Annotated in this window: 19 protein-coding genes and 1 riboswitch; of the genes, 12 read left to right on the forward strand and 7 right to left on the reverse strand. The window is 39.6% G+C overall.

What is annotated here, in order from left to right; genetic code table 11:
• Positions 1 to 45: 45 nt before the first annotated feature.
• Complete coding sequence (locus tag QYG89_RS10840) at positions 46 to 1,404, reverse strand: alanine/glycine:cation symporter family protein (RefSeq protein WP_404317124.1); 1,359 nt, start codon at positions 1,402 to 1,404, stop codon at positions 46 to 48.
• A 385-nt stretch (positions 1,405 to 1,789) separates the two neighbouring features.
• On the opposite strand from QYG89_RS10840, the gene QYG89_RS10845 reads away from it, so the two are divergent.
• On the forward strand, positions 1,790 to 2,137 hold the full coding sequence (locus tag QYG89_RS10845) for a hypothetical protein (protein WP_404317126.1): 348 nt from the start codon (positions 1,790 to 1,792) through the stop codon (positions 2,135 to 2,137).
• A 36-nt stretch (positions 2,138 to 2,173) separates the two neighbouring features.
• Complete coding sequence (locus QYG89_RS10850) at positions 2,174 to 2,989, forward strand: YihY/virulence factor BrkB family protein (protein ID WP_404317215.1); 816 nt, start codon at positions 2,174 to 2,176, stop codon at positions 2,987 to 2,989.
• A 113-nt stretch (positions 2,990 to 3,102) separates the two neighbouring features.
• On the opposite strand, the gene QYG89_RS10855 is transcribed toward QYG89_RS10850, so the two are convergent.
• On the reverse strand, positions 3,103 to 5,019 hold the full coding sequence (locus tag QYG89_RS10855) for a heavy metal translocating P-type ATPase (protein WP_404317127.1): 1,917 nt from the start codon (positions 5,017 to 5,019) through the stop codon (positions 3,103 to 3,105).
• A gap of 320 nt (positions 5,020 to 5,339) precedes the next feature.
• Between QYG89_RS10855 and QYG89_RS10860 the strand changes: the two genes are divergently transcribed.
• The 8 genes from QYG89_RS10860 (at position 5,340) to rlmD (ending at position 13,748) form a co-directional block, all read left to right on the forward strand.
• The gene (locus QYG89_RS10860; protein WP_404317129.1) at positions 5,340 to 5,729 is read left to right on the forward strand and encodes an OsmC family protein; all 390 of its coding nucleotides are present in this window, start codon (positions 5,340 to 5,342) and stop codon (positions 5,727 to 5,729) included.
• Between the two features lie 90 nt (positions 5,730 to 5,819).
• Positions 5,820 to 6,878, forward strand: coding sequence for a calcium/proton exchanger (cax, locus tag QYG89_RS10865; protein WP_404317131.1), 1,059 nt, complete (start codon positions 5,820 to 5,822; stop codon positions 6,876 to 6,878).
• A 151-nt stretch (positions 6,879 to 7,029) separates the two neighbouring features.
• The gene (locus tag QYG89_RS10870; protein ID WP_404317133.1) at positions 7,030 to 7,830 is read left to right on the forward strand and encodes a YfkD family protein; all 801 of its coding nucleotides are present in this window, start codon (positions 7,030 to 7,032) and stop codon (positions 7,828 to 7,830) included.
• Positions 7,831 to 8,157: 327 nt separating this feature from the next.
• The gene (locus QYG89_RS10875; protein ID WP_404317135.1) at positions 8,158 to 8,334 is read left to right on the forward strand and encodes an SE1561 family protein; all 177 of its coding nucleotides are present in this window, start codon (positions 8,158 to 8,160) and stop codon (positions 8,332 to 8,334) included.
• 310 nt (positions 8,335 to 8,644) lie between these two features.
• Positions 8,645 to 10,186, forward strand: coding sequence for a fumarate hydratase (locus tag QYG89_RS10880; protein ID WP_404317137.1), 1,542 nt, complete (start codon positions 8,645 to 8,647; stop codon positions 10,184 to 10,186).
• A 291-nt stretch (positions 10,187 to 10,477) separates the two neighbouring features.
• Entirely contained in the window at positions 10,478 to 11,413 is a 936-nt protein-coding gene (locus QYG89_RS10885; protein ID WP_404317139.1) for a 1,4-dihydroxy-2-naphthoate polyprenyltransferase, read from the forward strand.
• A gap of 75 nt (positions 11,414 to 11,488) precedes the next feature.
• The gene (pdaA, locus tag QYG89_RS10890; RefSeq protein WP_404317141.1) at positions 11,489 to 12,274 is read left to right on the forward strand and encodes a delta-lactam-biosynthetic de-N-acetylase; all 786 of its coding nucleotides are present in this window, start codon (positions 11,489 to 11,491) and stop codon (positions 12,272 to 12,274) included.
• 109 nt (positions 12,275 to 12,383) lie between these two features.
• Positions 12,384 to 13,748 carry a 23S rRNA (uracil(1939)-C(5))-methyltransferase RlmD gene (gene rlmD, locus QYG89_RS10895; RefSeq protein ID WP_404317217.1) on the forward strand — a complete coding sequence of 455 codons (1,365 nt, stop codon included), beginning with the start codon at positions 12,384 to 12,386 and terminating at the stop codon, positions 13,746 to 13,748.
• A 375-nt stretch (positions 13,749 to 14,123) separates the two neighbouring features.
• On the opposite strand, the gene QYG89_RS10900 is transcribed toward rlmD, so the two are convergent.
• The 4 genes from QYG89_RS10900 to dapA form a co-directional block, all read right to left on the reverse strand.
• Positions 14,124 to 14,846: an amino acid ABC transporter ATP-binding protein gene (locus QYG89_RS10900; protein ID WP_404317143.1), complete on the reverse strand. Its 723-nt coding sequence runs from the start codon at positions 14,844 to 14,846 to the stop codon at positions 14,124 to 14,126.
• Complete coding sequence (locus tag QYG89_RS10905) at positions 14,843 to 15,499, reverse strand: amino acid ABC transporter permease (protein ID WP_404317145.1); 657 nt, start codon at positions 15,497 to 15,499, stop codon at positions 14,843 to 14,845. Before QYG89_RS10905 ends, QYG89_RS10900 begins: the two co-directional genes overlap by 4 nt.
• An 80-nt stretch (positions 15,500 to 15,579) precedes the next feature.
• Positions 15,580 to 16,419: a basic amino acid ABC transporter substrate-binding protein gene (locus QYG89_RS10910; RefSeq protein ID WP_404317147.1), complete on the reverse strand. Its 840-nt coding sequence runs from the start codon at positions 16,417 to 16,419 to the stop codon at positions 15,580 to 15,582.
• A 418-nt stretch (positions 16,420 to 16,837) separates the two neighbouring features.
• Positions 16,838 to 17,725 (reverse strand): 4-hydroxy-tetrahydrodipicolinate synthase, encoded by an 888-nt coding sequence (gene dapA / locus QYG89_RS10915; RefSeq protein ID WP_404317149.1) that lies wholly within the window; start codon positions 17,723 to 17,725, stop codon positions 16,838 to 16,840.
• A 129-nt stretch (positions 17,726 to 17,854) separates the two neighbouring features.
• Positions 17,855 to 18,036: riboswitch (Lysine riboswitch) on the reverse strand.
• Positions 18,037 to 18,281: 245 nt separating this feature from the next.
• Between dapA and QYG89_RS10920 the strand changes: the two genes are divergently transcribed.
• Entirely contained in the window at positions 18,282 to 19,049 is a 768-nt protein-coding gene (locus QYG89_RS10920) for a hypothetical protein (protein WP_404317152.1), read from the forward strand.
• Between the two features lie 196 nt (positions 19,050 to 19,245).
• On the opposite strand, the gene QYG89_RS10925 is transcribed toward QYG89_RS10920, so the two are convergent.
• Positions 19,246 to 19,740 carry a ferritin-like domain-containing protein gene (locus QYG89_RS10925; RefSeq protein ID WP_404317154.1) on the reverse strand — a complete coding sequence of 165 codons (495 nt, stop codon included), beginning with the start codon at positions 19,738 to 19,740 and terminating at the stop codon, positions 19,246 to 19,248.
• A gap of 368 nt (positions 19,741 to 20,108) precedes the next feature.
• On the opposite strand from QYG89_RS10925, the gene QYG89_RS10930 reads away from it, so the two are divergent.
• Entirely contained in the window at positions 20,109 to 20,906 is a 798-nt protein-coding gene (locus tag QYG89_RS10930; protein WP_404317158.1) for a hypothetical protein, read from the forward strand.
• Positions 20,907 to 20,987 lie beyond the last annotated feature (81 nt).

The following is a 20,987-nucleotide window of genomic DNA, read 5'->3' on the forward strand; positions in this document are numbered from 1 at the left end:
TGATAACATCATTTCACTTTTCACTATTTTTGTCAATCTGCCTTATTAAGCTGCACTCTTTTTGGCTTTCTCTTCTTTAATGACTTTCAGTATATGCTTCGTTTCATGAATGACGACACCAGATAAACCGACGATGCCTATTAAGTTAGGGAAGGCCATTAATCCATTCATGATGTCAGCAAATGTCCAAACGATTTCTAGGCTTGTCACCGCTCCAATAAAGACAGCAGCGACGAAAACAAGACGGTAATACTTTACTACTTTTTTACTGAATAAGTAAGAGAAGCACTTTTCTCCGTAGTAAGACCAGCCGATAATCGTAGATGAAGCAAAGAATAATAGACCGAGAGCCACAACATAAGAACCAGCAGGGCCAAGGAATGTCTCAAACGATACAGTTGTTAATGCACTGCCTTCCAGTCCTTTATCGTATTGGCCGGCCATGACAATAGTTAATCCAGTAATAGAACAAATTAAAATTGTGTCAATAAATACTTGAGTCATAGATACGAGAGCCTGACGAGCAGGCATGTCGGTTTTCGCAGCGGCTGCCGCGATCGGTGCGGAACCGAGACCGGCTTCGTTAGAGAACACCCCGCGGGCAACTCCATAACGGATCACTGTTCCAATGGCGCCTCCTGCTACAGCGCTGCCAGTAAAGGCATCTGAGAAAATTAAAGCAAACGCTGCAGGAATTCCACTAAAGTTCATAGCTAAAATAATCAGACCTGCAAGTAAATAAAAGGCAGCCATAATCGGAACGAAAAAAGCAGTGACTCTTCCAATGCTTTTAATCCCGCCTAACAGTACAAGTGCAGTAAAAATTAATAAAATGATTCCCGTAACGAAAGGAGGGACATGAAAAGTGTTTTGAACGACACCGGCAACAGCATTTGCTTGAACTAAGTTACCGATTCCAAAAGCCGCAATCGCTCCAAACAAGGCAAATAAAACACCGAGCCATTTCTGTTTCAAGCCTCGTTCAAGATAGTACATCGGACCGCCGGACATTTCTCCATCGGCATCCTGCACGCGGTATTTTACAGCGAGCACGGCTTCCGCGTATTTCGTTGCCATTCCAAAAAATGCACTCATCCACATCCAGAAGACAGCACCAGGACCTCCGACCAAAATAGCCGTCGCCACCCCAACAATATTACCGGTACCGACAGTGGCAGCAAGCGCCGTCATGAGGGCTTGGAAGTGAGAAATATCTCCTTCTGATTGTTTGTCTTGGTTTTTACTGAATGCGAGTTTGAGAGAATAAGGAAGCAGTCTTAATTGTAAAAAACCAAGGCGGATTGTTAGGAAAATCCCTGTTCCTACTAAGAGAATTAGTAGAGGCGGACCCCAAATATATCCGCTGATGCTATTCATTATTTCCAGCAATTTTTTCTGATCCATCCTATCTCCTCCTTCGTTTTATTATATAAGAATATTCAGAAAAGAGTAGTTCAACGTGAAAAAAATAACAAAAATATTTATTTTTGTTGAAATTCACAAATGAATGTATATGTGTGAAAAAGAAGGAAAAGATTTGTCTATTAAAGAATGATGTTCATGGTATTCTTATATAGAAGCGAACAAATGCTGTCTTTACTTTACTGCAGCGGCTGGATTTTATGCGTTCTTTTCATCTATGTTTCGTTACTTCATCAAAAGGGGAATAAAAGAGTGTAAGAGCCATTGCTAAGTCCGCAGACAGTAATGATAAACGAACAGCTTGTTCAAAGCAACTAATAAATGTGAAAGAGCTGAAGCAGCTTAATTGTCAGAAAGGATGATAGAAATGGGAAAAGGTAAGTTTTTTGCAAAAGCAGCGATCGGAGCAGTGATTGGGGGAGCGATTGCATTAACTGATCGTCAAACAAGAGCAGAAATGAAAGAATGGGCTGTTTATTTATTTGACATGCTGAAAGATCCAGAGAAGCTGTCTGCTTCATCTAAAGAAATCATCAATCAGGCAAGAGAGATGGTTCAAAAAGCTACAGAAGACGTGAACTTTATTTATGAAAAGGTGGACAGCCTAAAAGAGCTGACGCCAAGCGTAAAAGAGCTTGTAGACGAAACAAAAACAACCTTCCTCCCGCATGAAGAAGACACGTCAAGTGCAGCTGGACAAACTTCAACAAAGTAATTAGGAGGGGATTATTTGTCTGATAAAAAAACAGAGATGAACGTGTTCTTTAAGCGGTTAGTTAAAAGACTGAAGGATTCCGATGTGCTTGATACATCGGCACAAATGGCTTACTTTTTTCTTTTGGCGTTATTTCCTCTGTTGATTTTTTCCATGACGATGATGGCCTATTTGCCGATTAACCAGCAGGATATGTTTGACCTTATTCGCGACTTCGCTCCAGGAGAGACGATGACTACGATTGAAAATACGATCAATGAAGTGTTGTTGAATCGAAATGGCGGTTTGCTGTCTTTTGGTATTATCGCTACAATCTGGTCAGCATCAAAAGGGATGAATGCTGTAATTAAGGGATTAAATCATGCTTATGATATTGAAGAAACAAGATCATTCTATTACGTAAGAGGTTTATCTATTTTATTGACATTCGGTTTAATCTTTATTGTAGCGGCAGCATTGATTCTTCAAGTATTCGGCAAACAAATTGGTTTATTTGCTTCTGGTTACTTAGGAATATCTGATCAGTTTTTAATGCTTTGGAATGGATTGCGCTGGCTTGTTTCTCCATTATTGTTATTCGGAGTGTTTGTCGGATTATATTATTTAGCACCTAATCTTAGCATTAAATGCGTATCCGTTTTTCCGGGGGCGATTTTTGCTGTGATTGGCTGGATGGCCGTATCACTAGGCTTTTCTTTCTATGTTAATAACTTTGGCAACTATTCAGCGACATATGGCAGTATTGGCGGTATTATCGTTCTGATGATTTGGTTTTATCTGTCTGCCATGATCATTCTTATTGGCGGAGAAATCAATGCGTTAAAGAATGATATCCAGGATAATTGTCAGTAATAAAATAATCCCCGAATAAAAATGCCTTATAAGGAGCCGGCCCCGTATGCACTGTGGATAGGGGAGCCGGCGCTTTTATTTTAAGGCAAATTTCATTCGGGGGTTTGTATTTATTATGATTTTAACAGCCGCAGGCCGTTTAGAATAACGAGAATGGTACTTCCTTCATGTCCGATTACGCCAAACGGCAAGTCGAGCACTTGTAGAAAGTTAGAAATAATCAGCAGCATAATAACTGCTATAGAAAAGATGACATTTTGTTTGACAATCCGTTTCATTTTTTTAGATAGGCGAATCGCTTCTGCAATTTTGGGAAGGTCATTTTTCATTAGGACAATATCTGCTGTTTCAAGAGCGACATCAGATCCTTCTCCCATAGCAATGCCGATATTAGCTGTTGCGAGTGCTGGTGCATCATTAATGCCATCCCCAACCATAGCAACTGTTTGATGGTCATTAATCAATTTCTTTAAATGATCTACTTTTTGTTCCGGCAGGCATTCGGCGATAAATGCGTCAAGGCGTGCTTCTTTAGCGATTGCTTTGGCTGTTGTTTTATTATCGCCAGTCAGCATAATCGTATAAATGCCTTCTTGATGAAGCAGTTCTAATGCATGCTGTGTATCTTCACGTATTAAATCTTTTAAAGCAATGATTGCGGCAATGCCATGATCATCTTTCACAAAGACCGTTGTTTTTCCGTCGCCGGCCAGCTCGTAAGCCATCCCTTCAGAAAAAGAGAGTGCATCTTCCCGGCCGACGAAATCAGCTTTCCCTATTTTCCACTGTTTTCCTCCAACTGCTCCTTGGACGCCCCAGCCAGCTACATCCTCTAAATGATCGGGAGCGTAATAGGGTGCATTTTTTTCTTGAGCAAAACGAACGACAGCTTGAGCGAGAGGGTGATTGGACTGGCTTTCAATGGAAGCAACAGCACTTAGCAGTTCAGTTGTTGACAGGTCATTACGGACGATGATATCCGTTACTTCAGGCTTTCCTTGCGTCAGTGTTCCAGTTTTGTCAAACGCAACGGCTTTTAAATTGCTTAAGCTTTCTAAATGAATCCCGCCTTTAAACAAAATACCGTGGCGGGCTCCGTTAGAAATCGCAGAGAGTGTCGCCGGCATGATGGAGGCAACGAGCGCGCAAGGAGAAGCAACGACCAGAAGTACCATTGCCCGGTAAAACGTTTCTGTCCAGCTCCAGCCTAGAACAAAGTGGGGCAGGAACATCATAAGGCCGACTCCCGCAAGTACTGCTTTTACATACACTCCTTCAAATTTCTCAATAAACAACTGAGAAGGTGATTTTTCACTTTGGGCGGACTGAACGAGCTGGATAATCTTTTGAAAAAGTGTTTCACTTGCTAGTTTTGTTACTTCAACGTAAATAGAGCCGGTAATATTGACGGTACCTGCAAATACTTCTCCGTCTCTTTGTTTCGAAACAGGAAGAGATTCTCCTGTAATGGCGGCTTCATCAATGGTCGTTTGTCCTTTTGAAATTTTACCATCAGAAGGGATGCGCTCCCCTGGTTTCACAAGGATTAAATCACCGATTTCCAGTGTGGATACATGGACTTTTGCTTCTTTTCCATCCCTGACGAGCCAGGCTTCTTCCGGCTGAATTTCCATTAACGAAGAGATTTCTTTCTGGCTTTTGTTCATTGTATACGTTTCGAGCGCTCCACTGAGAGAGAAGATGAAAATCAGGATTGCACCTTCTGTCCAATACCCGATGATGGCCGAACCGATCGCAGCAAAAATCATGAGCATCTCTACATTTAACTCTTTGTCAGCGATCGTATCTTCGATGCCTTCTTTTGCTTTGGCAAAACCGCCAATGACAAAAGCCAGCACGTAGATCGCAACAGCTGTCGTATGAACGCCATTTTTATCAAGAAGCCACCCGGCTAGAATTAACACACCGCTTAATAGGGCAGCGATAAGTTCTGCATGCGGTTTGATAGCAGTGATCCAATGAGCTTCTTTTTGATAATTATTTTGTAATACTTTGGCTTGTGCATTCATCTGCTGTTCCTCCTTAATTGATATTTAACCTTTTTAATTGAGAATAGTAATCAGTGGTTAAAGCCTCTTTTATTAGTGAAAATCATTTTCAATTGTTGTAAAATCAACTTTTATCTAAATGAGAAGCGTTATTATCAATTTAAAATAATTATAATTAAGCATATATTAACACAGCCAAAGCTAAAAAGGAAGGATAATCTGTAGATTGTGGAAAACGCCTATTTTAGTTCCTCTTAGGCGTAATCTTGCTTTGTTTTTTTATATGATTTAAAATAAAATGGATCATTTTAGTATGAATTATTTTAGTGGGGTGAAGAAAGATGAAATTTCAAATGAAAGAAGGCGGGTTTACGACAGATCTTTCGTACGGACAGCTTGATATTTCCGGCGATGAAGCATACGGATTCCGACCATTTCAATTATTGACTGCTTCTATCGCTGTCTGCAGCGGGGGCGTCCTGCGAAAAATTCTTGAAAAGAAACGGATGCATGTAGAAGATATTCAAATTGATACGAATGTTCACCGTAACGAGCAAGAAGCGAATCGGATTGAAAAAGTGGAAGTGCATTTCACAATTAAAGGAAAAGGCTTATCGGAACAGCAAATACATAAAGCGATGGAACTAACGAGAAAGAATTGTTCAATGGTACAGTCAGTCATTCCTGCGATTGAAGTAGTCGAAACTTTCGAAATTATTCCAGGCGAATAATACCCTCAATGAGCGTTAAGAAATAAAAAAATGGGGAATGTTGATAGAAGCGGCATATTTATTTCTTAACGTGAAAAAAGGGGGCAGCTTATGGGCAAGATATTTGGAATCTTGGTGCTAGTTGGTGTTCCGTTGTCTGTGGCTGGAGCACTTATGCATTGGCCGACATTAATGATGTTTGGTATTTACTGTGTAACGATTGTCGCTTTATCAAGCTACATGGGCAGGGCTACAGAAAGTCTGGCGATTGTTGCAGGTCCAAGAATTGGCGGATTGTTAAATGCGACATTTGGCAACGCAGTAGAATTGATCATTTCTATTTTTGCCTTGCAAGCAGGGTTGATCGAGGTCGTTCTTGCTTCTTTAACAGGTTCTGTACTCGGTAATTTGCTTCTTGTTGCAGGACTTTCTTTTTTCTTAGGGGGACTCAAGTTTAAGCGCCAGACGTTTAATGTACATGATGCACGGCACAACTCGGGTCTTTTAATGTTCGCTGTCATCGTAGCATTTGTCGTCCCGGAAATCTTTTCAATGGGAATGAATGAATCGAAAACCCTTACCTTAAGTATCGGGATATCTATTATTATGATTATTCTATATCTGGCTGCTTTGTTCTTTAAACTTGTTACACATCGTGGTGTGTACGCTGCTAATAGTGAACAGGAAGGGCAGGGTCATCACGAAGAACCGGAATGGTCGAAAGGAAAAGCGATCGGTGTGCTGCTTCTGGCGACGCTTGCTGTTGCATATGTATCTGAGAATCTTGTGCATACATTTGAAACGGTAGGGGAAAGATTCGGCTGGACAGAGCTGTTTATCGGGGTGATCATTGTAGCGATTGTCGGTAATGCAGCGGAACATGCTTCAGCTATTGTAATGGCGATGAAGAATAAAATGGACATTGCTGTAGAAATTGCCGTTGGTTCAACATTGCAAATTGCGATGTTTGTTGCGCCGGTACTCGTTTTACTTTCGTTAATGTTTAATCAGCCGATGCCGCTTGTTTTTACGATTCCAGAACTGGTATCTATGGTGACCGCTGTCTTCTTAGCGGTCATTATCTCGAACGACGGGGAAACAAACTGGTTTGAAGGACTGACACTGCTTGCCGCTTATGTAATTATGGGCATTGGTTTTTATTTGCTATAAGAAAAGCGGAAGCGCCTGATCTGGTGCTCAAGCTGGACAAATAGAAAAAGCTGCACAAGTCATTGGCTTGCTGCAGCTTTTTTGCTGTTGCATGGATAAGTTGAAAAGGCAGGAGCAAACTAAGAAAAAGAAACGAGGAGGATAGGATCTGATGAAATGGACTCACTTGTTTTTGGGCATACTTATTGCTCTTATATATACGGGAAATCCACAGTTTGCTTTTGCTGAAAAGAAGCAAGAAGATACGTTCAATGAGAAAATGCCTGCTTCGGTTCAAGACATTACACGCGAAAACACTTATTTAAATGAAGAGGCAGAGCTATCTGAATTACAAGCGAGTGAATTGACGAAAGAGCTGTTAAGCACGACTCAGACGAAGATTACGAACCCTACGCTCATCCGAATGCTGAATGAATCAGCGATTAAAAAGTCTCCATTCGCTTTCGGTACTAGAATGTCGGTGTTTCTTGGTGAATGGCCGCTCGCCTATCATTCAAAAGAAACAAGCCCCAATTGGCAGTACCAAAAAATTAACACAAACTTTTACGATAATCGAGCAGGGAAGACGAATTATCAAATTCATTACGTTCAAGAAGCGCACAAAGTAGTAAAAGGCGGCCTGTCAGCTAAACTGCCGAAATCGGAAGAAGTCCAGCAGATGATTTTAAAGGAAGCCATCGATAAGACCGGCTGGCCGTTATCTTATTCAACAGCTATTGGTACAGGGACAAAGCAGAATGAAGTGTACAATGTACCGCCTAAAACAGCTGGTTATTTGTATGGATTTGCGCCTGCTGTACATGAAAAAGGAACTGTTACGTATGGAGAGGTATATATCGCCGTCTCGGGATGGAAACGGGCTATCGTTGTTAAAAACGTTAGTTCGAAACCGATTAGCGCATGGATTCCTATTAAAAATCATGTATCATTCAGCTATAAATCGGCCCGATAGCTATAATAGCGATTCTGAAGTTTCTCGTGCATAAATTGGTGACATCGGCACACAAAATTTAAAAAACAGCGCATGCGGTGGTATTGCTTCATTATTATATTTATTTAGAATAAGGAAGAGGGTGCAGTTTCAGTACTCTCTTTTTTTTGTTTTAAGGAACGAAGCCGTTGATCGCTATCTAAGTTGCAAAGATCCAAGTTCATTTTAAGTGTCGGCTTGGCCATTTCATTGAAGAAAATGATTGCAGCGAATGAGTTAAATCCTTTAAGATGAAAACAGTTTTTGGGAAGATGTCAAAAATAAAATAGACAGGAGTGTCCGACAAGTATGAAAGCCATTCATGATAAAGAATCACAAATCAGTTATTTGAAGGAACGTTTGAATATATTTATGGAAGTACTGGATGCCATTGATCCAGAAGAAACAGAATTAGAAGACATTGATCGTCTTCTTGGAATGATCGATGACATCGAGGAAAAGTGTGAACAATTTAAACAGAGATGAGCAAAGGAGCCGGTTGAAGAACCGGTTTCTTTTTTGAATAAATTCATTCTATTTTAGGTGCTCCCAGATTGATTGAAAACGCTTGTCTTTCAAGGCGCGAAGACTGGCGGGGAGCGGAGTGAACAGAAGGATCATGGGATCATGAGCACCGCAGACAGGTGAGAAAAGAAGCAAGCGAGCGTTTGTCAACAAGCGGGTTCCTTTATTTGGGCGCAAGTTCCCCTTTAAAACGACAAAATTCAGCGTTATAATAAGGAGTATTGAAATAAAAAGATATATATATATAAAGTGAGTGAGAAGGGGACAAATCATGAATTTAGAAAAGTTTCAGCAAAGTATGTATCAATTAATCGTAGAAACATCAACGAATTTGCCGAAGGATGTACGCCGGACAGTAAAAGCGGCAAAAGAGCGTGAAAATGCAGGTACACGATCAGCAATGAGTCTAGATACGATTACAAACAACATTAAAATGGCCGATGAAAATATTTCTCCAATTTGCCAGGACACAGGTATGCCGACATTTAAAGTAAAAACACCAATCGGAGTGAATCAGCTGCAAATTAAAGAAGCGATTTACGAAGCGTTGGTAGAAGCAACGAAAAACGGAAAACTGCGTCCGAACTCTGTTGATTCGCTAACAGGCGAAAACAGCGGCAATAACTTAGGAGCCGGCACACCGGTTATTAAATTTGAACAGTGGGAAGAGGACTACATTGATGCCCGCTTAATTTTAAAAGGCGGCGGCTGTGAAAATAAAAACATTCAATACAGCCTTCCTTGTGAGCTTGAAGGTCTTGGCAAAGCAGGCCGTGACCTAGACGGTATTCGTAAGTGTATCATGCACTCTGTTTATCAGGCCCAAGGACAAGGCTGCAGCGCAGGGTTCATTGGTGTCGGCATCGGTGGTGACCGCACAAGCGGATATGAAGTAGCGAAAGATCAGCTTTTCCGCCGTGTGGATGACGTGAATCCGAACGAAGATTTGCGCAAGTTAGAAGAATATGTGATGAAGCATGCGAATGAGCTTGGCATCGGAACGATGGGCTTCGGAGGCGAAACGACACTGCTTGGCTGTAAAATCGGTGTAATCAACCGTCTGCCAGCTAGCTTTTTCGTTTCTGTTGCATACAACTGCTGGGCTTTCCGCCGCTTAGGCGTGCAAATTGATGCGAACACAGGTGAAATTCAAGAGTGGATGTATCAAGATGGCGAAGAGGTTACTTTCCAACAATCGAATCAAGGAGCAGAAGAAGTACAATCAGAAAGCCGTACAGTGACGCTGACAGCACCGATTACAGAAGAACAGATCCGTGAGTTAAAAGTAGGAGATGTGGTTAAAATCACTGGCAGAATGTATACAGGCCGCGACGCGATCCATAAATATTTAACAGATCATGAAGCACCAGTAGATTTAAATGGCCAAGTGATTTATCATTGCGGACCAGTTATGCTGAAAGATGAGCAAGGCAAGTGGCATGTAAAAGCAGCGGGACCAACTACTTCTATTCGTGAGGAGCCTTATCAAGGGGATATTATGAAGAAATTCGGTATCCGTGCAGTTATCGGTAAAGGCGGAATGGGTCCAAAAACGCTTGCAGCCTTAAAAGAACACGGCGGTGTCTACTTAAATGCAATTGGCGGGGCGGCACAATACTATGCGGATTGTATCAAATCCGTTGATGGTGTTGACTTGATGGAATTCGGTATTCCAGAAGCGATGTGGCACCTGCAAGTAGAAGATTTTACAGCTGTTGTAACAATGGATTCACATGGAAACAGCTTGCATGAGCACGTTGATAAATCTTCATTAGAAAAGCTGTCTCAATTTAAAGAGCCTGTATTTATCTAATGATTGCATGAATGAGGAAGGAGTTGTCTTTAGGCGAAAGTGTCAAACCCCTCTAACCTTATATATGGGACTTCCATTAAGTAAAGGAGGACCATATATAGGTGCTGTTGGAGAAGGGAGGCCCTGAGGAGACAGCTCCTTCTTTTTTAGATTCACTGTATAATCGGGAAACAAATGGAATAGCATTTCCATTTTAATTGGCGTAGAATCATTTTGTAAAACATCATCGAGTCTGGCTGGAAATCAACGCCGGAACGTTTAGAATCAATCTGAGTTGAGAGGAAGAAAGGAATGAATCAAGAACATATGAAGAATAAGCCTAGTGCATCGGAAAAACAAAGCACAGGGAAAATATTGTGGCAATTAACTCGCCCTCATACATTAACGGCTTCCTTTGTACCTGTTTTAATTGGAACGGTGTTAGCAATGTTTTACGTGGATATTGATATGTGGCTGTTTTTAGCGATGCTTTTTGCCTGTTTATGGCTTCAGATTGCTACGAATTTATTTAATGAGTATTACGATTTCAAACGCGGCTTGGATACGGAGGAGTCTGTAGGAATTGGAGGAGCGATTGTCCGGCATGGAATGCAGCCAAAGAACGTATTGAATTTGGCATTAGCCTTTTATGGTCTGGCTCTTGTATTAGGAGTTTACATTTGTATGAACAGCAGCTGGTGGCTGGCGCTCGTTGGCCTTGGAGGAATGGCTGTCGGCTATTTATATACAGGTGGTCCTCTGCCGATTGCCTACACGCCATTTGGAGAATTATTTTCAGGTTTGTGTATGGGGTCCTTCTTTATTCTTATTTCATTTTTTATTCAAACAGGCGTTGTGAATACACAAAGCATTATGATTTCGATTCCGATCGCTATCCTTGTAGGTGCCATTAACCTTTCGAACAATATTCGAGATATCGAAGAGGATAAAAAAGGCGGAAGAAAAACATTAGCCATTTTAATGGGGCACGAAAAGGCTGTATATTTCTTGGGATTCTTGTTTGCTGTCGCTTATGTGTGGGTTGTGGGACTAGTGATTTTAGACGATGTCAGCCCTTGGTTATTCCTCATATTTTTAAGCATACCTAAGCCGGTTCAGGCTATTAAAGGGTTCGCTGGAAAAGGTGTTCCTAAGAGAACAGGTTTGGCAATGAAGGCGACGGCCCAGACGAATACATTCTTTGGCTTTTTGTTGTCAATTGGTTTGTTTATTAGCTATTTTTGGTGAAAACTACATGCGTAAAACGCGGATATTTTCTTTTTTTAAACTGAAACTAAAGGAAAAGAGCAAAGGAAGATGATAATGAAGTGGATAATTTATGCAATGTTCGCTGCTCTGTTTTTCTTTAGTTTCACTTATCCCGTTATGGCTGTTTCCAATCAGGCGATTCATTGGGGATTAAAAAAAGCATCCAATGGTCAGCAGGCAGAAGCGGGACCAAAGCTGGATAAACTGTTAGATGAACATGGCGCTTTTTATAAAGGCAGCGCCAAAGAAAAAGTATTATATTTAACGTTTGATAATGGATATGAAAATGGTTATACAGCGAGTATTTTAGATACGCTGAAAAAAGAAAAAGTGCCCGCCGCTTTTTTCGTTACAGGTCATTACTTAGAAAGCGCGCCTGATCTTGTGAAACGAATGAATAAAGAAGGGCATATTATCGGCAACCATTCATGGCATCATCCTGATTTGACACAAGTCAGTGATGAAAAATTAAAAGAAGAGCTCGCCCGTGTTAAAAAGGAAACAGCGCAGCTGACGAAACAAAAGGATATGAAATATCTGCGTCCGCCGCGCGGCATTTTCAGTGAAAGAACACTGAAGATGGCGAAAGAAGAAGGATATACGCATGTGATGTGGTCTCTTGCTTTTGTGGATTGGTATACGAACAATCAAAAAGGCTGGCAATACTCTTACGACAACATTATGAAGCAAATCCATCCAGGAGCGATCTTGCTTCTTCATACTGTGTCTAAAGATAACGCTGAGGCACTTCCGAAGGTGATTAAAGACTTGAAAAAGCAAGGATATCGCTTTGAAAGCCTGGATGATTACCGTAAAAAACAAAAACGGATTTCTGCATAGGACTGCCGCGGCAGTCCTGTTTTTTTGATCATTTTTCGTTATACTATGAAGAAAGCATGAAATAAAGGCATGAATATGAGGACGTGACAAAGTGAAACAGGAAAGCAATATGAAAATAAAATTGAAACAAACGTTTCCGCTGACAATAAAGAGGATTGGAATTAATGGGGAAGGTGTCGGGTATTTTAAACGGCAGGTTGTCTTCGTTCCAGGTGCACTGCCGGGAGAAGAAGTCGTTGTAGAAGCAACGAAAGTACACCCGAAGTTTGCAGAGGGGAAAATTAAAAAAATCCGGAAGAAATCTCCTCACCGTACGACTCCGCCTTGTCCGGTGTATGATCAATGCGGCGGCTGCCAGCTGCAGCACATCACCTATAGCCAGCAGTTAAAAGAGAAACGCGATATTTTAATTCAATCACTGGAACGCCATACGAAATTGCCAGTAGAGTCGCTTGATATTCGCGAGACGATTGGCATGGAAAATCCATGGTCTTACCGCAATAAAAGTCAGTTTCAAGTAGGCAGCCGAGATGGAAAGGTCATTGCCGGCTTGTACAGCTTAAATTCGCACAAACTGATTGATATTCCGGACTGTGCTGTGCAGCAGCCGGTACTGAATGATGTACTCAACACAGTAAAGCAAATACTGAAGGATTTCAACATTTCGATTTATGATGAGAAGAAGAACAAAGGGATCGTCAAGACAATCGTTACCCGCATCGGTGTCGCAACCGGCGAGATCCAGCTCGTTATTGTTACCGCCACGAACGAACTGCCGAAAAAGCAGCTCATCGTAGAAGAAGTCCAAAAGCGCCTTCCGAATGTTAAGTCGATTATTCATAACATCAATCCGAAAAAAACATCGTTGATCTTTGGGGACAAAAGCCTGCCGCTTGCTGGTTCCGAAACGATTGAAGAGCGACTTGGCGAACAAACGTATTCATTGTCTGCCCGCGCGTTCTTTCAGCTCAATCCGGACCAGACCGTTAAGCTGTACGATGAAGTGAAAAAAGCAGCCCAATTGACAGGGAAGGAAAAAGTCGTTGATGCGTACTGCGGATCAGGGACCATCGGCCGCTGGGTGGGGGATGGTGCCGCAGAAATCCGGGGAATGGACGTTATTCCGGAATCGATTAAAGACGCAAGAGAAAACGCCAAAGCACTGAAAATAAAAACAGTATACGAAGTTGGCACAGCTGAACAGTGGCTCCCTAAATGGCTGAAAGAAGGATGGAAGCCCGATGTCATCATCGTTGACCCGCCGCGCACAGGCTGCGATCAGAAACTGCTCGATACGATCAAAAAGATCAAGCCGAAACGCTTTGTATACGTATCATGCAACCCGTCGACACTTGCGAAAGACATTAATCAGCTGAGTCAGCTTTACAATATTGAATACATTCAGCCAGTGGATATGTTTCCACAGACGGCGCATGTAGAGAGCTGTTCATTGCTCGTAAGGAAAGAAATATAGCAGCGGGCACATCAGAGGGGCTTTATTTTGAATAGTAAATAGAAGATGATCTACGTGTTCATGAATAATAAAGTTCTTTAAAAAATAAAATAGTTGTCTAAAAAGCCGGTGCGAATTGGCATTTTGCACCGGCTTTTAGTGTTTTGATAATAAAATAGGGAATACGCCGCTATTCGTTAAAGGAAGAATTGGGAATAAAAGAGGGCTAACCATTGAAAAAAGTATTATTGTTTACAGTATCTATTTTAGTGGGGTGTAATTCACCTGCACTATCTCCCAATGTAATATATTTTTGTCATAAAGAAAAGCTCTTACACTGTGGATAGACACACAGCGTAAAAGCCTCATTCTTTTAAAAAGGATAGGACCAATGTTTTATAAAACTTTACTTAAGAAGGCTTTTGTCCTTTCTTCCTGCGGATTTTCAAATATTTCTTTAGGGAGATTTTCTTCAACTATATAGCCTCCATCCATAAATAAGACACGATCACCAACTTCACGAGCAAAGCCCATTTCGTGGGTTACAACGACCATTGTCATCCCTTCTTTAGCTAGTTGTTTCATTACTTCTAGCACTTCCCCGACCATTTCTGGATCCAGTGCCGAGGTCGGCTCATCAAAAAGCATTATTTTCGGCTCCATTGCAAGAGCCCTCGCTATAGCGACACGCTGCTTCTGCCCGCCGGACAATGAATCTGGATATACATTTGCTTTCTCTACAAGGCCTACTTTGCGTAAAAGTTCAAGGCCCTTTTCCTTTGCTTTTTGCGCAGGTATATTTCTCACTTTCATAGGAGCAAGCATGATATTTTCAATTACGGTTTTATGTGGAAATAAATTAAATTGCTGAAAGACCATGCCAACTTCGGTTCTTACTTTATTAATGTCTGTTTTCTTGTCAGTTAAATCAAGGCCTTCGATCAAAACATGTCCGCCTGTAATCGATTCAAGCATATTTAAACACCTTAAAAATGTAGACTTTCCTGATCCTGATGGTCCAATAACGACCACCACTTCCTGAGGTTTAATAGCTACATTAATATCTTTTAAAATTTCATTCGTGCCAAATGATTTTTTTAAATGCTTCACTTGAATCATTCTACTGCCAACCTTCTTTCAAGACGATTTAATAAAAGACTCATAGAAGTAGTTAACACAAGATAGATAAGTGCGACTGTGATATACGGCTCCCAGACAATAAAATAATTACCAGCCATTGCACGTCCCCAATACATAAGTTCAGGTGTTGCCACAATTGCTGCAAGGGAGGAATCTTTAATAAGAACAACGAATTCGTTCCCAAGAGGCGGGATCATTCTCTTAAAAGCCTGAGGCAAAATAACATTTTTCATTGCTTGAACATGATTCATACCCAAAGAACGGGATGCTTCCATTTGACCCTTATCAATAGACTGGATTCCAGCTCTAAAAATTTCAGCAATATAGGCTCCTGCATTTAAAGAAAGAGCGATAATTGTGGCTAAAATCCCATTAGTATGTCCAATCAAAAGGGGGACTACCCCAAAATGAACTAAAAATAATTGCACAAATAAAGGGGTTCCACGGAAAAATGTAATATAGCAATGAAAAAGAAATGAAATTGGCTTATTCTTTGACATTTTCCCTAATCCGATTCCTAATCCGAATAATGTCCCAAGTAAAGTCGCTACAATCGATAATCCGATTGTTAACATAGTTCCTTTCAAAAAGAATGGAATGTATTCAGCGATGAGATCAAAGCGAAATCCCATTAACCTACCCCCTAATTAAACTAAAATTGCGTAATACAATTTTTTAGAATTACGCAATTTTAGTTCTCTAATTATTAATGCTATTCTTTTAATGTTTCTAAATCTGGCTGTACCCCAAACCATTTCTCATATATTTTGGCATATGTCCCGTTTTCGATAAGCTTCGTAAGAGCTGCATCAAATTCAGCTTTTAGTGGGCTGCCTTTTTGGAACATCAATCCATAAAATTCATTGTCAAATCCTTCTTTATCTTCAACGACAACAAGTTTTTGATCTGGATTCTTTTTGACATACTCTTCGAGTGTAGCATTGTCAGCAACAGCTGCATCAGCTCCGCCGCTCGTCAATTCCAAAATAACTAGATTATTATTTTCGAATTTTTTAACATTTGGATTGTTTTTCCCAAGAACTTTGTCAATAGCTGCCTGTCCGGATGCTCCGTTTTGAATGGCTACTACTTTGCCTTTTAGGTCAGCTATACTTTTAATATCACTGCCTTCAGGAACTAAAATCTTGTTTGTTGATAGAAAGTAAGGAACTGAAAAATCATAGGTTTGCTTCCGGTCCTCACTGATTGTAATAGCAGATAATCCAAAGTCAGAAATGCCGTCTTTAATCTCAAGAAATAACGGTTCCCATCCTAGATTGACGAATTCATAATCATATCCTGTTTCTTTTGCAAGCTCCACCAATAAATCGGCATCAAATCCTACAATTTTACCGTTTTCAATTGATTCAAATGGCGGATAATGCGCATCTGTTCCAACCTTTAGTTTTTTCTTACCTTCACCAGATGATCCATTACTCTCATTATTTGGCTTATTATTGCTTGCGCTGTCCGTCTGCGTCGGGCTTGTCCCACAAGCCGCTAAAATAAGTGTGAAAACCATGACTAAAGCAAAAAGTGTAATTTTTCTCATCGAGCTACCCCCTAGACATTTTATTTATTTTACAAAAAACAAGAAGTGTAACCATTCGAAGTGAATGCCCCCCTTTAAATAATTATGTGTTTCTAAAGTACCTGAATCACTTGGATGAATTTCCGAATTTTCTGTATTTTCAGATATATGCATTGTACATTTAGACCTATATTTCCGCAACAAAATCTCTTTTGAATTCCTTAGTTGGTTAAAAATATGCTAGAAATGTTGAAAAAATATATGTTTACAAAAAAGAGAAAGTAAGAATCTCTAAAAAATCAAAAAACGGATTAGGCCTGCATTTCTTTGGGCCTAATCCGTTTGATTTATTCTTTGAAACAAATTTAACATGACTTACTTTTGTTCATGTTTAAATCCTTAATAATAAAACGTCTAATCTTTAAAAAATGTTATTTGTTTATGCGCTTTTTCCTTTTTCTACTAATTTCAGTGCTTGTTGCAAGGCATTTTGTTCTTCATCATTTAGAGGAACGATTGGTAAGCGAACATTGCCAACAGGGACTCCGTGTAGATTTAATGCTGCTTTTACAGGTGATGGACTTGGTGCAGCAAATAGTGCTTTGATGATTGGGAGAAGGCTGCGGTGGGCTAGAGCAGACTCTTGAAGTTTCCCATTCTTAAAGTGTTCAATCATCGTTTGCATTTCATTCCCAATAATGTGAGAAGCAACCGAGACCACTCCTATGCCGCCAATCGATAACACTGGTAAAGTTAAACCATCATCACCGCTGTACAATGAAAAATCTTCAGGTGTTTGGCTGATGATTTCAGTCATCGCATCTAAATCGCCGCTTGCGTCTTTAATTGAAACGATATTTGGAATCTTTGCAAGGCGAACGACCGTCTCAACAGACATATTGACAACACTTCGCCCTGGTATATTGTATAGCATGACCGGTAATGACGTGGATTCAGCAATCGCTTTAAAGTGTTGATACAAACCTTCTTGAGATGGCTTGTTATAGTAGGGAACAACGAGCATAATTCCGTCTACCCCGGTTTTTTCCGCAAGCTTCGTTAAACTGATCGAGCCTCTTGTGTCATTGGAGCCAGTACCAGCGATGACAGGAACCCTTCCGTTTACTACTTCAACTACGAATTGGAACAATTTTACTTTTTCTTCCGTCGTTAACGTAGGAGATTCTCCGGTTGTACCGGCTACCACTAAACCGTCCGTTCCGTTGTCAATTAAATAATTGATTAAGTTTTTTGCAGCATTAAAATCAATCTCACCATTTTGATCAAATGGGGTCACCATTGCAGTTAAAATTTGTCCGAAATTCATTACTTCTCCACATCCTTTATCATTTTTATAACATAGAGGGAGAAGGGCAATTAGTAATTAACGCAAAAAAGCAGCAACGGGGCTTCGCTGCTGCAGTAGAAACAATTATGTAATAAAAATTATTTCTGCGCGTAAGATAGCCCTCCATATAGTTTCCTATATGACAATTCTGTATTTATTCAATAACAGAACCAGCTTCAAGAGAAATGAGATTCTTTTCAGCTTCGGCAAATTCCCCTTTTCACAATCGTCATTGGACCTCATTCATCCTCCTATTGTGTACTAATGGTCTTTGCGCCTCTATCCTTACTTCAAAAAAATATTGAAATAAGTAAATATTCAATTGGATTAAATGATATCAGTTTTCTCGCTTGATTACAATGAAAAAAAGCCTTAACTATTGATAATGTTTCGTTATCCTTCTGTGATATCTGTCATCTATTCTTTATCTGTTTGTTCTTTGTATATAAAGTAACTATGATACGATTAAAAATATGAGCTTAATTATTCGTATTATTTAATATAACGTTACAGGAAAAGGGAAAGAGGGAACGTTGTGAACACAGATCAAGCATTTGAGCTGTTAAGGGATGCAGGAGTAACAGAAGATAGGAGCATTCAAACCGTTAAACGATGGCTGCGTGACGGGAAGATTAAATATGAAGGAGGAAAAGGGAATAGAAAAAACGGATACATTATTGACGACACAGATCAAGTACTTGACCTGTTAAAGGATGCAGGAGTAACAGAAAGTATCGGCATTCAAACCATTAGACGCTGGCTGCACGGGGGCAGGATGAAATCCGAGGGGAACAGGAAAATCGAGTCAAGCATGGATGATACACCTTCAAAGCTGTTCACAAATGGTCGTATGGATCAAAATACGGACGAGATCATCCGCCGATTAAAATTAAAAATACAAGCACAAGATAAGCATATAAAAGGAATAGAAGAACTACATGAGGTTGCAAAAAAAGGAGTACTTCAGCAGCGTGATCAGTTGAAAAGAGAAGTTATCGCATTAAAAAATGATGTAAATAAATTACAAAATGAAATAAGGGATTTATTAAAACAAAATATTGAACTGCGCAATGAATGGAGAAAATTAAAAGAAAGTAAAAGAAATAAGTATCATTTCACCTCTACTACTCAATTAAATCATAAAAAGTTAGGGCTTTCAAAAATGGCCGATAATAAAGAAGTAGCAGCGGCATATAAAGGATTATTAAAACTCACTCATCCAGACCGCGGCGGCAATGCAAAGTTATTTCATTACATTAAGACTGACTACGACCATTTTAGAAACAGCATCGAAGGGAAATAACGGTTAATCTTTGAATGTCTTTCATATAAGAATGATTCGTACTTTATATATCCAGATGAAAAGTGCTTGATATTATGTATGCAGCAGCTATTGAATAAGAGTAGGTTCTTTCATAGGCCAGTTTCCCATTACGTTAAAGTAATGGAGAACTGGCCTCTTTTATTATTTTCTAAATTAACTAGCAAAAGAACAGAAATCAACCGCCTAATTTGGCTAATGTGAACAAATAATTATATTTCGTGGCGTGTTTCAGCTCATCTGTAATAATTTCGAATAACATTTGCTGATATACATAACCAGATAAGCATTGCTTGATTTTTCGATAGTTTTCTACAGCGCGGAGCTCCCCAAATAAAGCCGTTCTTAATCCTTCACTATAGCTCTCGGGTTGTTGGAAGGTCTCTTCTTCGGAAGGCGCTATATCTTGCCCTGTGTAACTACGGTAAATAAGTCTAAACATTTGGTTGTGTTTTCTTTCATCATCCCTTATTGTGGCGATCACGTCTTTCGCTTCTTGTGTCGGTGCCATGGCGATTAAGTGCTGATAGAACAGCTCATCTTCTTTTTCCCCTTGAACAGCCTTTTTTACGCGTTCTAACGCTGAGGGCAAACAATGCTGATCCATTCCTTGAGAGAGTGAATTTTGGGGCGGACTGTATTGCCTAAGCGGATAACCGTATGGTAGATACATGAAAAATCCCCCTTGCTTTATATTCATATGGGCAATATATTCACGCTTCCTGCTTTATGTGAGGGATTTATAAAATGTGAATTCAATAAAAATAGACTCATCGTATAAACCGATGTAAATATTTCCTTTATTGATTTAATGATGGAGAGTCCTTTTAAGTTTAGATCATATCAAAATCTTTTTTGAGAAGAGATTGAATGAAAGGGAAGAAAGTAGGGGTTTGTCTTTAACACTAATTACTTTTTTGAATATTATGTAAATAAAAGGCTGTGTTAATGACTATTATTGATTGAAGCGGGAGGCGGGTGCCTGCAGCGGAAGTCAATAGGCGAGTTTAACAAAGCCTAAGTAAAAGGGGGTGAGTGAATATGTATTTAGTTGGTTTCTATTCGCCAAAAGCAAAATCAGGTGTAACGGAGTTGTCTTTATCCATTTATAAATGGCTTAAAAGGAACACGTATTTATCTGCGGCCTTTATTTCTTACGGGACTTTAGAAAAAGAAGAGCCTTCAAATGAGCTTGTTCATGAATTCTCAAAGTTATCATGGGCAGAACAAAAAAGAAAAGTTAAAAAGATGAAGAAAGAATACGATATCATTATATATGATGCATCTAGTCAACTTTCCGAAGGAGTATTAAAACTATTACCGATAGTAGACAGGTTATTTGTCGTTGGTGAAGAACATAAAGATTTTGCAGTTAAACTATATCAAACGATTCAATTTAATAAAATCTTTGATAAAAGCGTAAAAAGTTTTATTTCACAGTTACAAGGAAATAAAACCGCCATTATCCGTGAAAATAAGGAAGGTCGTGTGATTGGCTTTAATTATTCAGAAAAAGAAGCAAATGATATTGGTCAAATGGTCTATACAGATTATGTTACTTATTATTTAGAGATGAAATTTATAGAGAAAAATAAAAAAATCTATAATAAAATTAGAAAAATTCCTAAAGAAGAATTGCACAAAGGCTTATATGAACTAGGGATTGATTTTGAAAAAGCACTGCTCTTTCATAAATTTATTGTTCTGCGGGAAGTGTTAGGTCAGGATTACAACGAAGCACTTGAAAGCCTTTTTCCACTTTTAATTCATTCCTCTTTCGATGAACTATTACAAAAATTTCAAAAAGAATTATATATTATTGCGCAATTTAAAATATAATATATCCACTGATCATTCCTCTAAAGACTCTTCATTTATATTCCTATAGGTAACATATTCAAATCTTTTGCTTTAGGTGAT

Source organism: Bacillus lumedeiriae, from assembly GCF_044891285.1.
In the GTDB taxonomy this organism is placed as follows: domain Bacteria; phylum Bacillota; class Bacilli; order Bacillales; family Domibacillaceae; genus Pseudobacillus; species Pseudobacillus lumedeiriae.

Coding starts and splice junctions, on each gene's coding strand:
- QYG89_RS10910 (WP_404317147.1), bottom strand. CDS start 16,419: ATGAGAAAAATTACACTTTTTGCTTTAGTCATGGTTTTCACACTTATT.
- QYG89_RS10885 (WP_404317139.1), top strand. CDS start 10,478: ATGAATCAAGAACATATGAAGAATAAGCCTAGTGCATCGGAAAAACAA.
- QYG89_RS10880 (WP_404317137.1), top strand. CDS start 8,645: ATGAATTTAGAAAAGTTTCAGCAAAGTATGTATCAATTAATCGTAGAA.
- QYG89_RS10905 (WP_404317145.1), bottom strand. CDS start 15,499: ATGGGATTTCGCTTTGATCTCATCGCTGAATACATTCCATTCTTTTTG.
- pdaA (WP_404317141.1), top strand. CDS start 11,489: ATGAAGTGGATAATTTATGCAATGTTCGCTGCTCTGTTTTTCTTTAGT.
- QYG89_RS10840 (WP_404317124.1), bottom strand. CDS start 1,404: ATGGATCAGAAAAAATTGCTGGAAATAATGAATAGCATCAGCGGATAT.
- QYG89_RS10855 (WP_404317127.1), bottom strand. CDS start 5,019: ATGAATGCACAAGCCAAAGTATTACAAAATAATTATCAAAAAGAAGCT.
- dapA (WP_404317149.1), bottom strand. CDS start 17,725: ATGAATTTCGGACAAATTTTAACTGCAATGGTGACCCCATTTGATCAA.
- QYG89_RS10925 (WP_404317154.1), bottom strand. CDS start 19,740: ATGTATCTACCATACGGTTATCCGCTTAGGCAATACAGTCCGCCCCAA.
- QYG89_RS10930 (WP_404317158.1), top strand. CDS start 20,109: ATGTATTTAGTTGGTTTCTATTCGCCAAAAGCAAAATCAGGTGTAACG.
- QYG89_RS10870 (WP_404317133.1), top strand. CDS start 7,030: ATGAAATGGACTCACTTGTTTTTGGGCATACTTATTGCTCTTATATAT.
- QYG89_RS10875 (WP_404317135.1), top strand. CDS start 8,158: ATGAAAGCCATTCATGATAAAGAATCACAAATCAGTTATTTGAAGGAA.
- cax (WP_404317131.1), top strand. CDS start 5,820: ATGGGCAAGATATTTGGAATCTTGGTGCTAGTTGGTGTTCCGTTGTCT.
- QYG89_RS10845 (WP_404317126.1), top strand. CDS start 1,790: ATGGGAAAAGGTAAGTTTTTTGCAAAAGCAGCGATCGGAGCAGTGATT.
- QYG89_RS10860 (WP_404317129.1), top strand. CDS start 5,340: ATGAAATTTCAAATGAAAGAAGGCGGGTTTACGACAGATCTTTCGTAC.
- QYG89_RS10900 (WP_404317143.1), bottom strand. CDS start 14,846: ATGATTCAAGTGAAGCATTTAAAAAAATCATTTGGCACGAATGAAATT.
- rlmD (WP_404317217.1), top strand. CDS start 12,384: ATGAAAATAAAATTGAAACAAACGTTTCCGCTGACAATAAAGAGGATT.
- QYG89_RS10850 (WP_404317215.1), top strand. CDS start 2,174: ATGAACGTGTTCTTTAAGCGGTTAGTTAAAAGACTGAAGGATTCCGAT.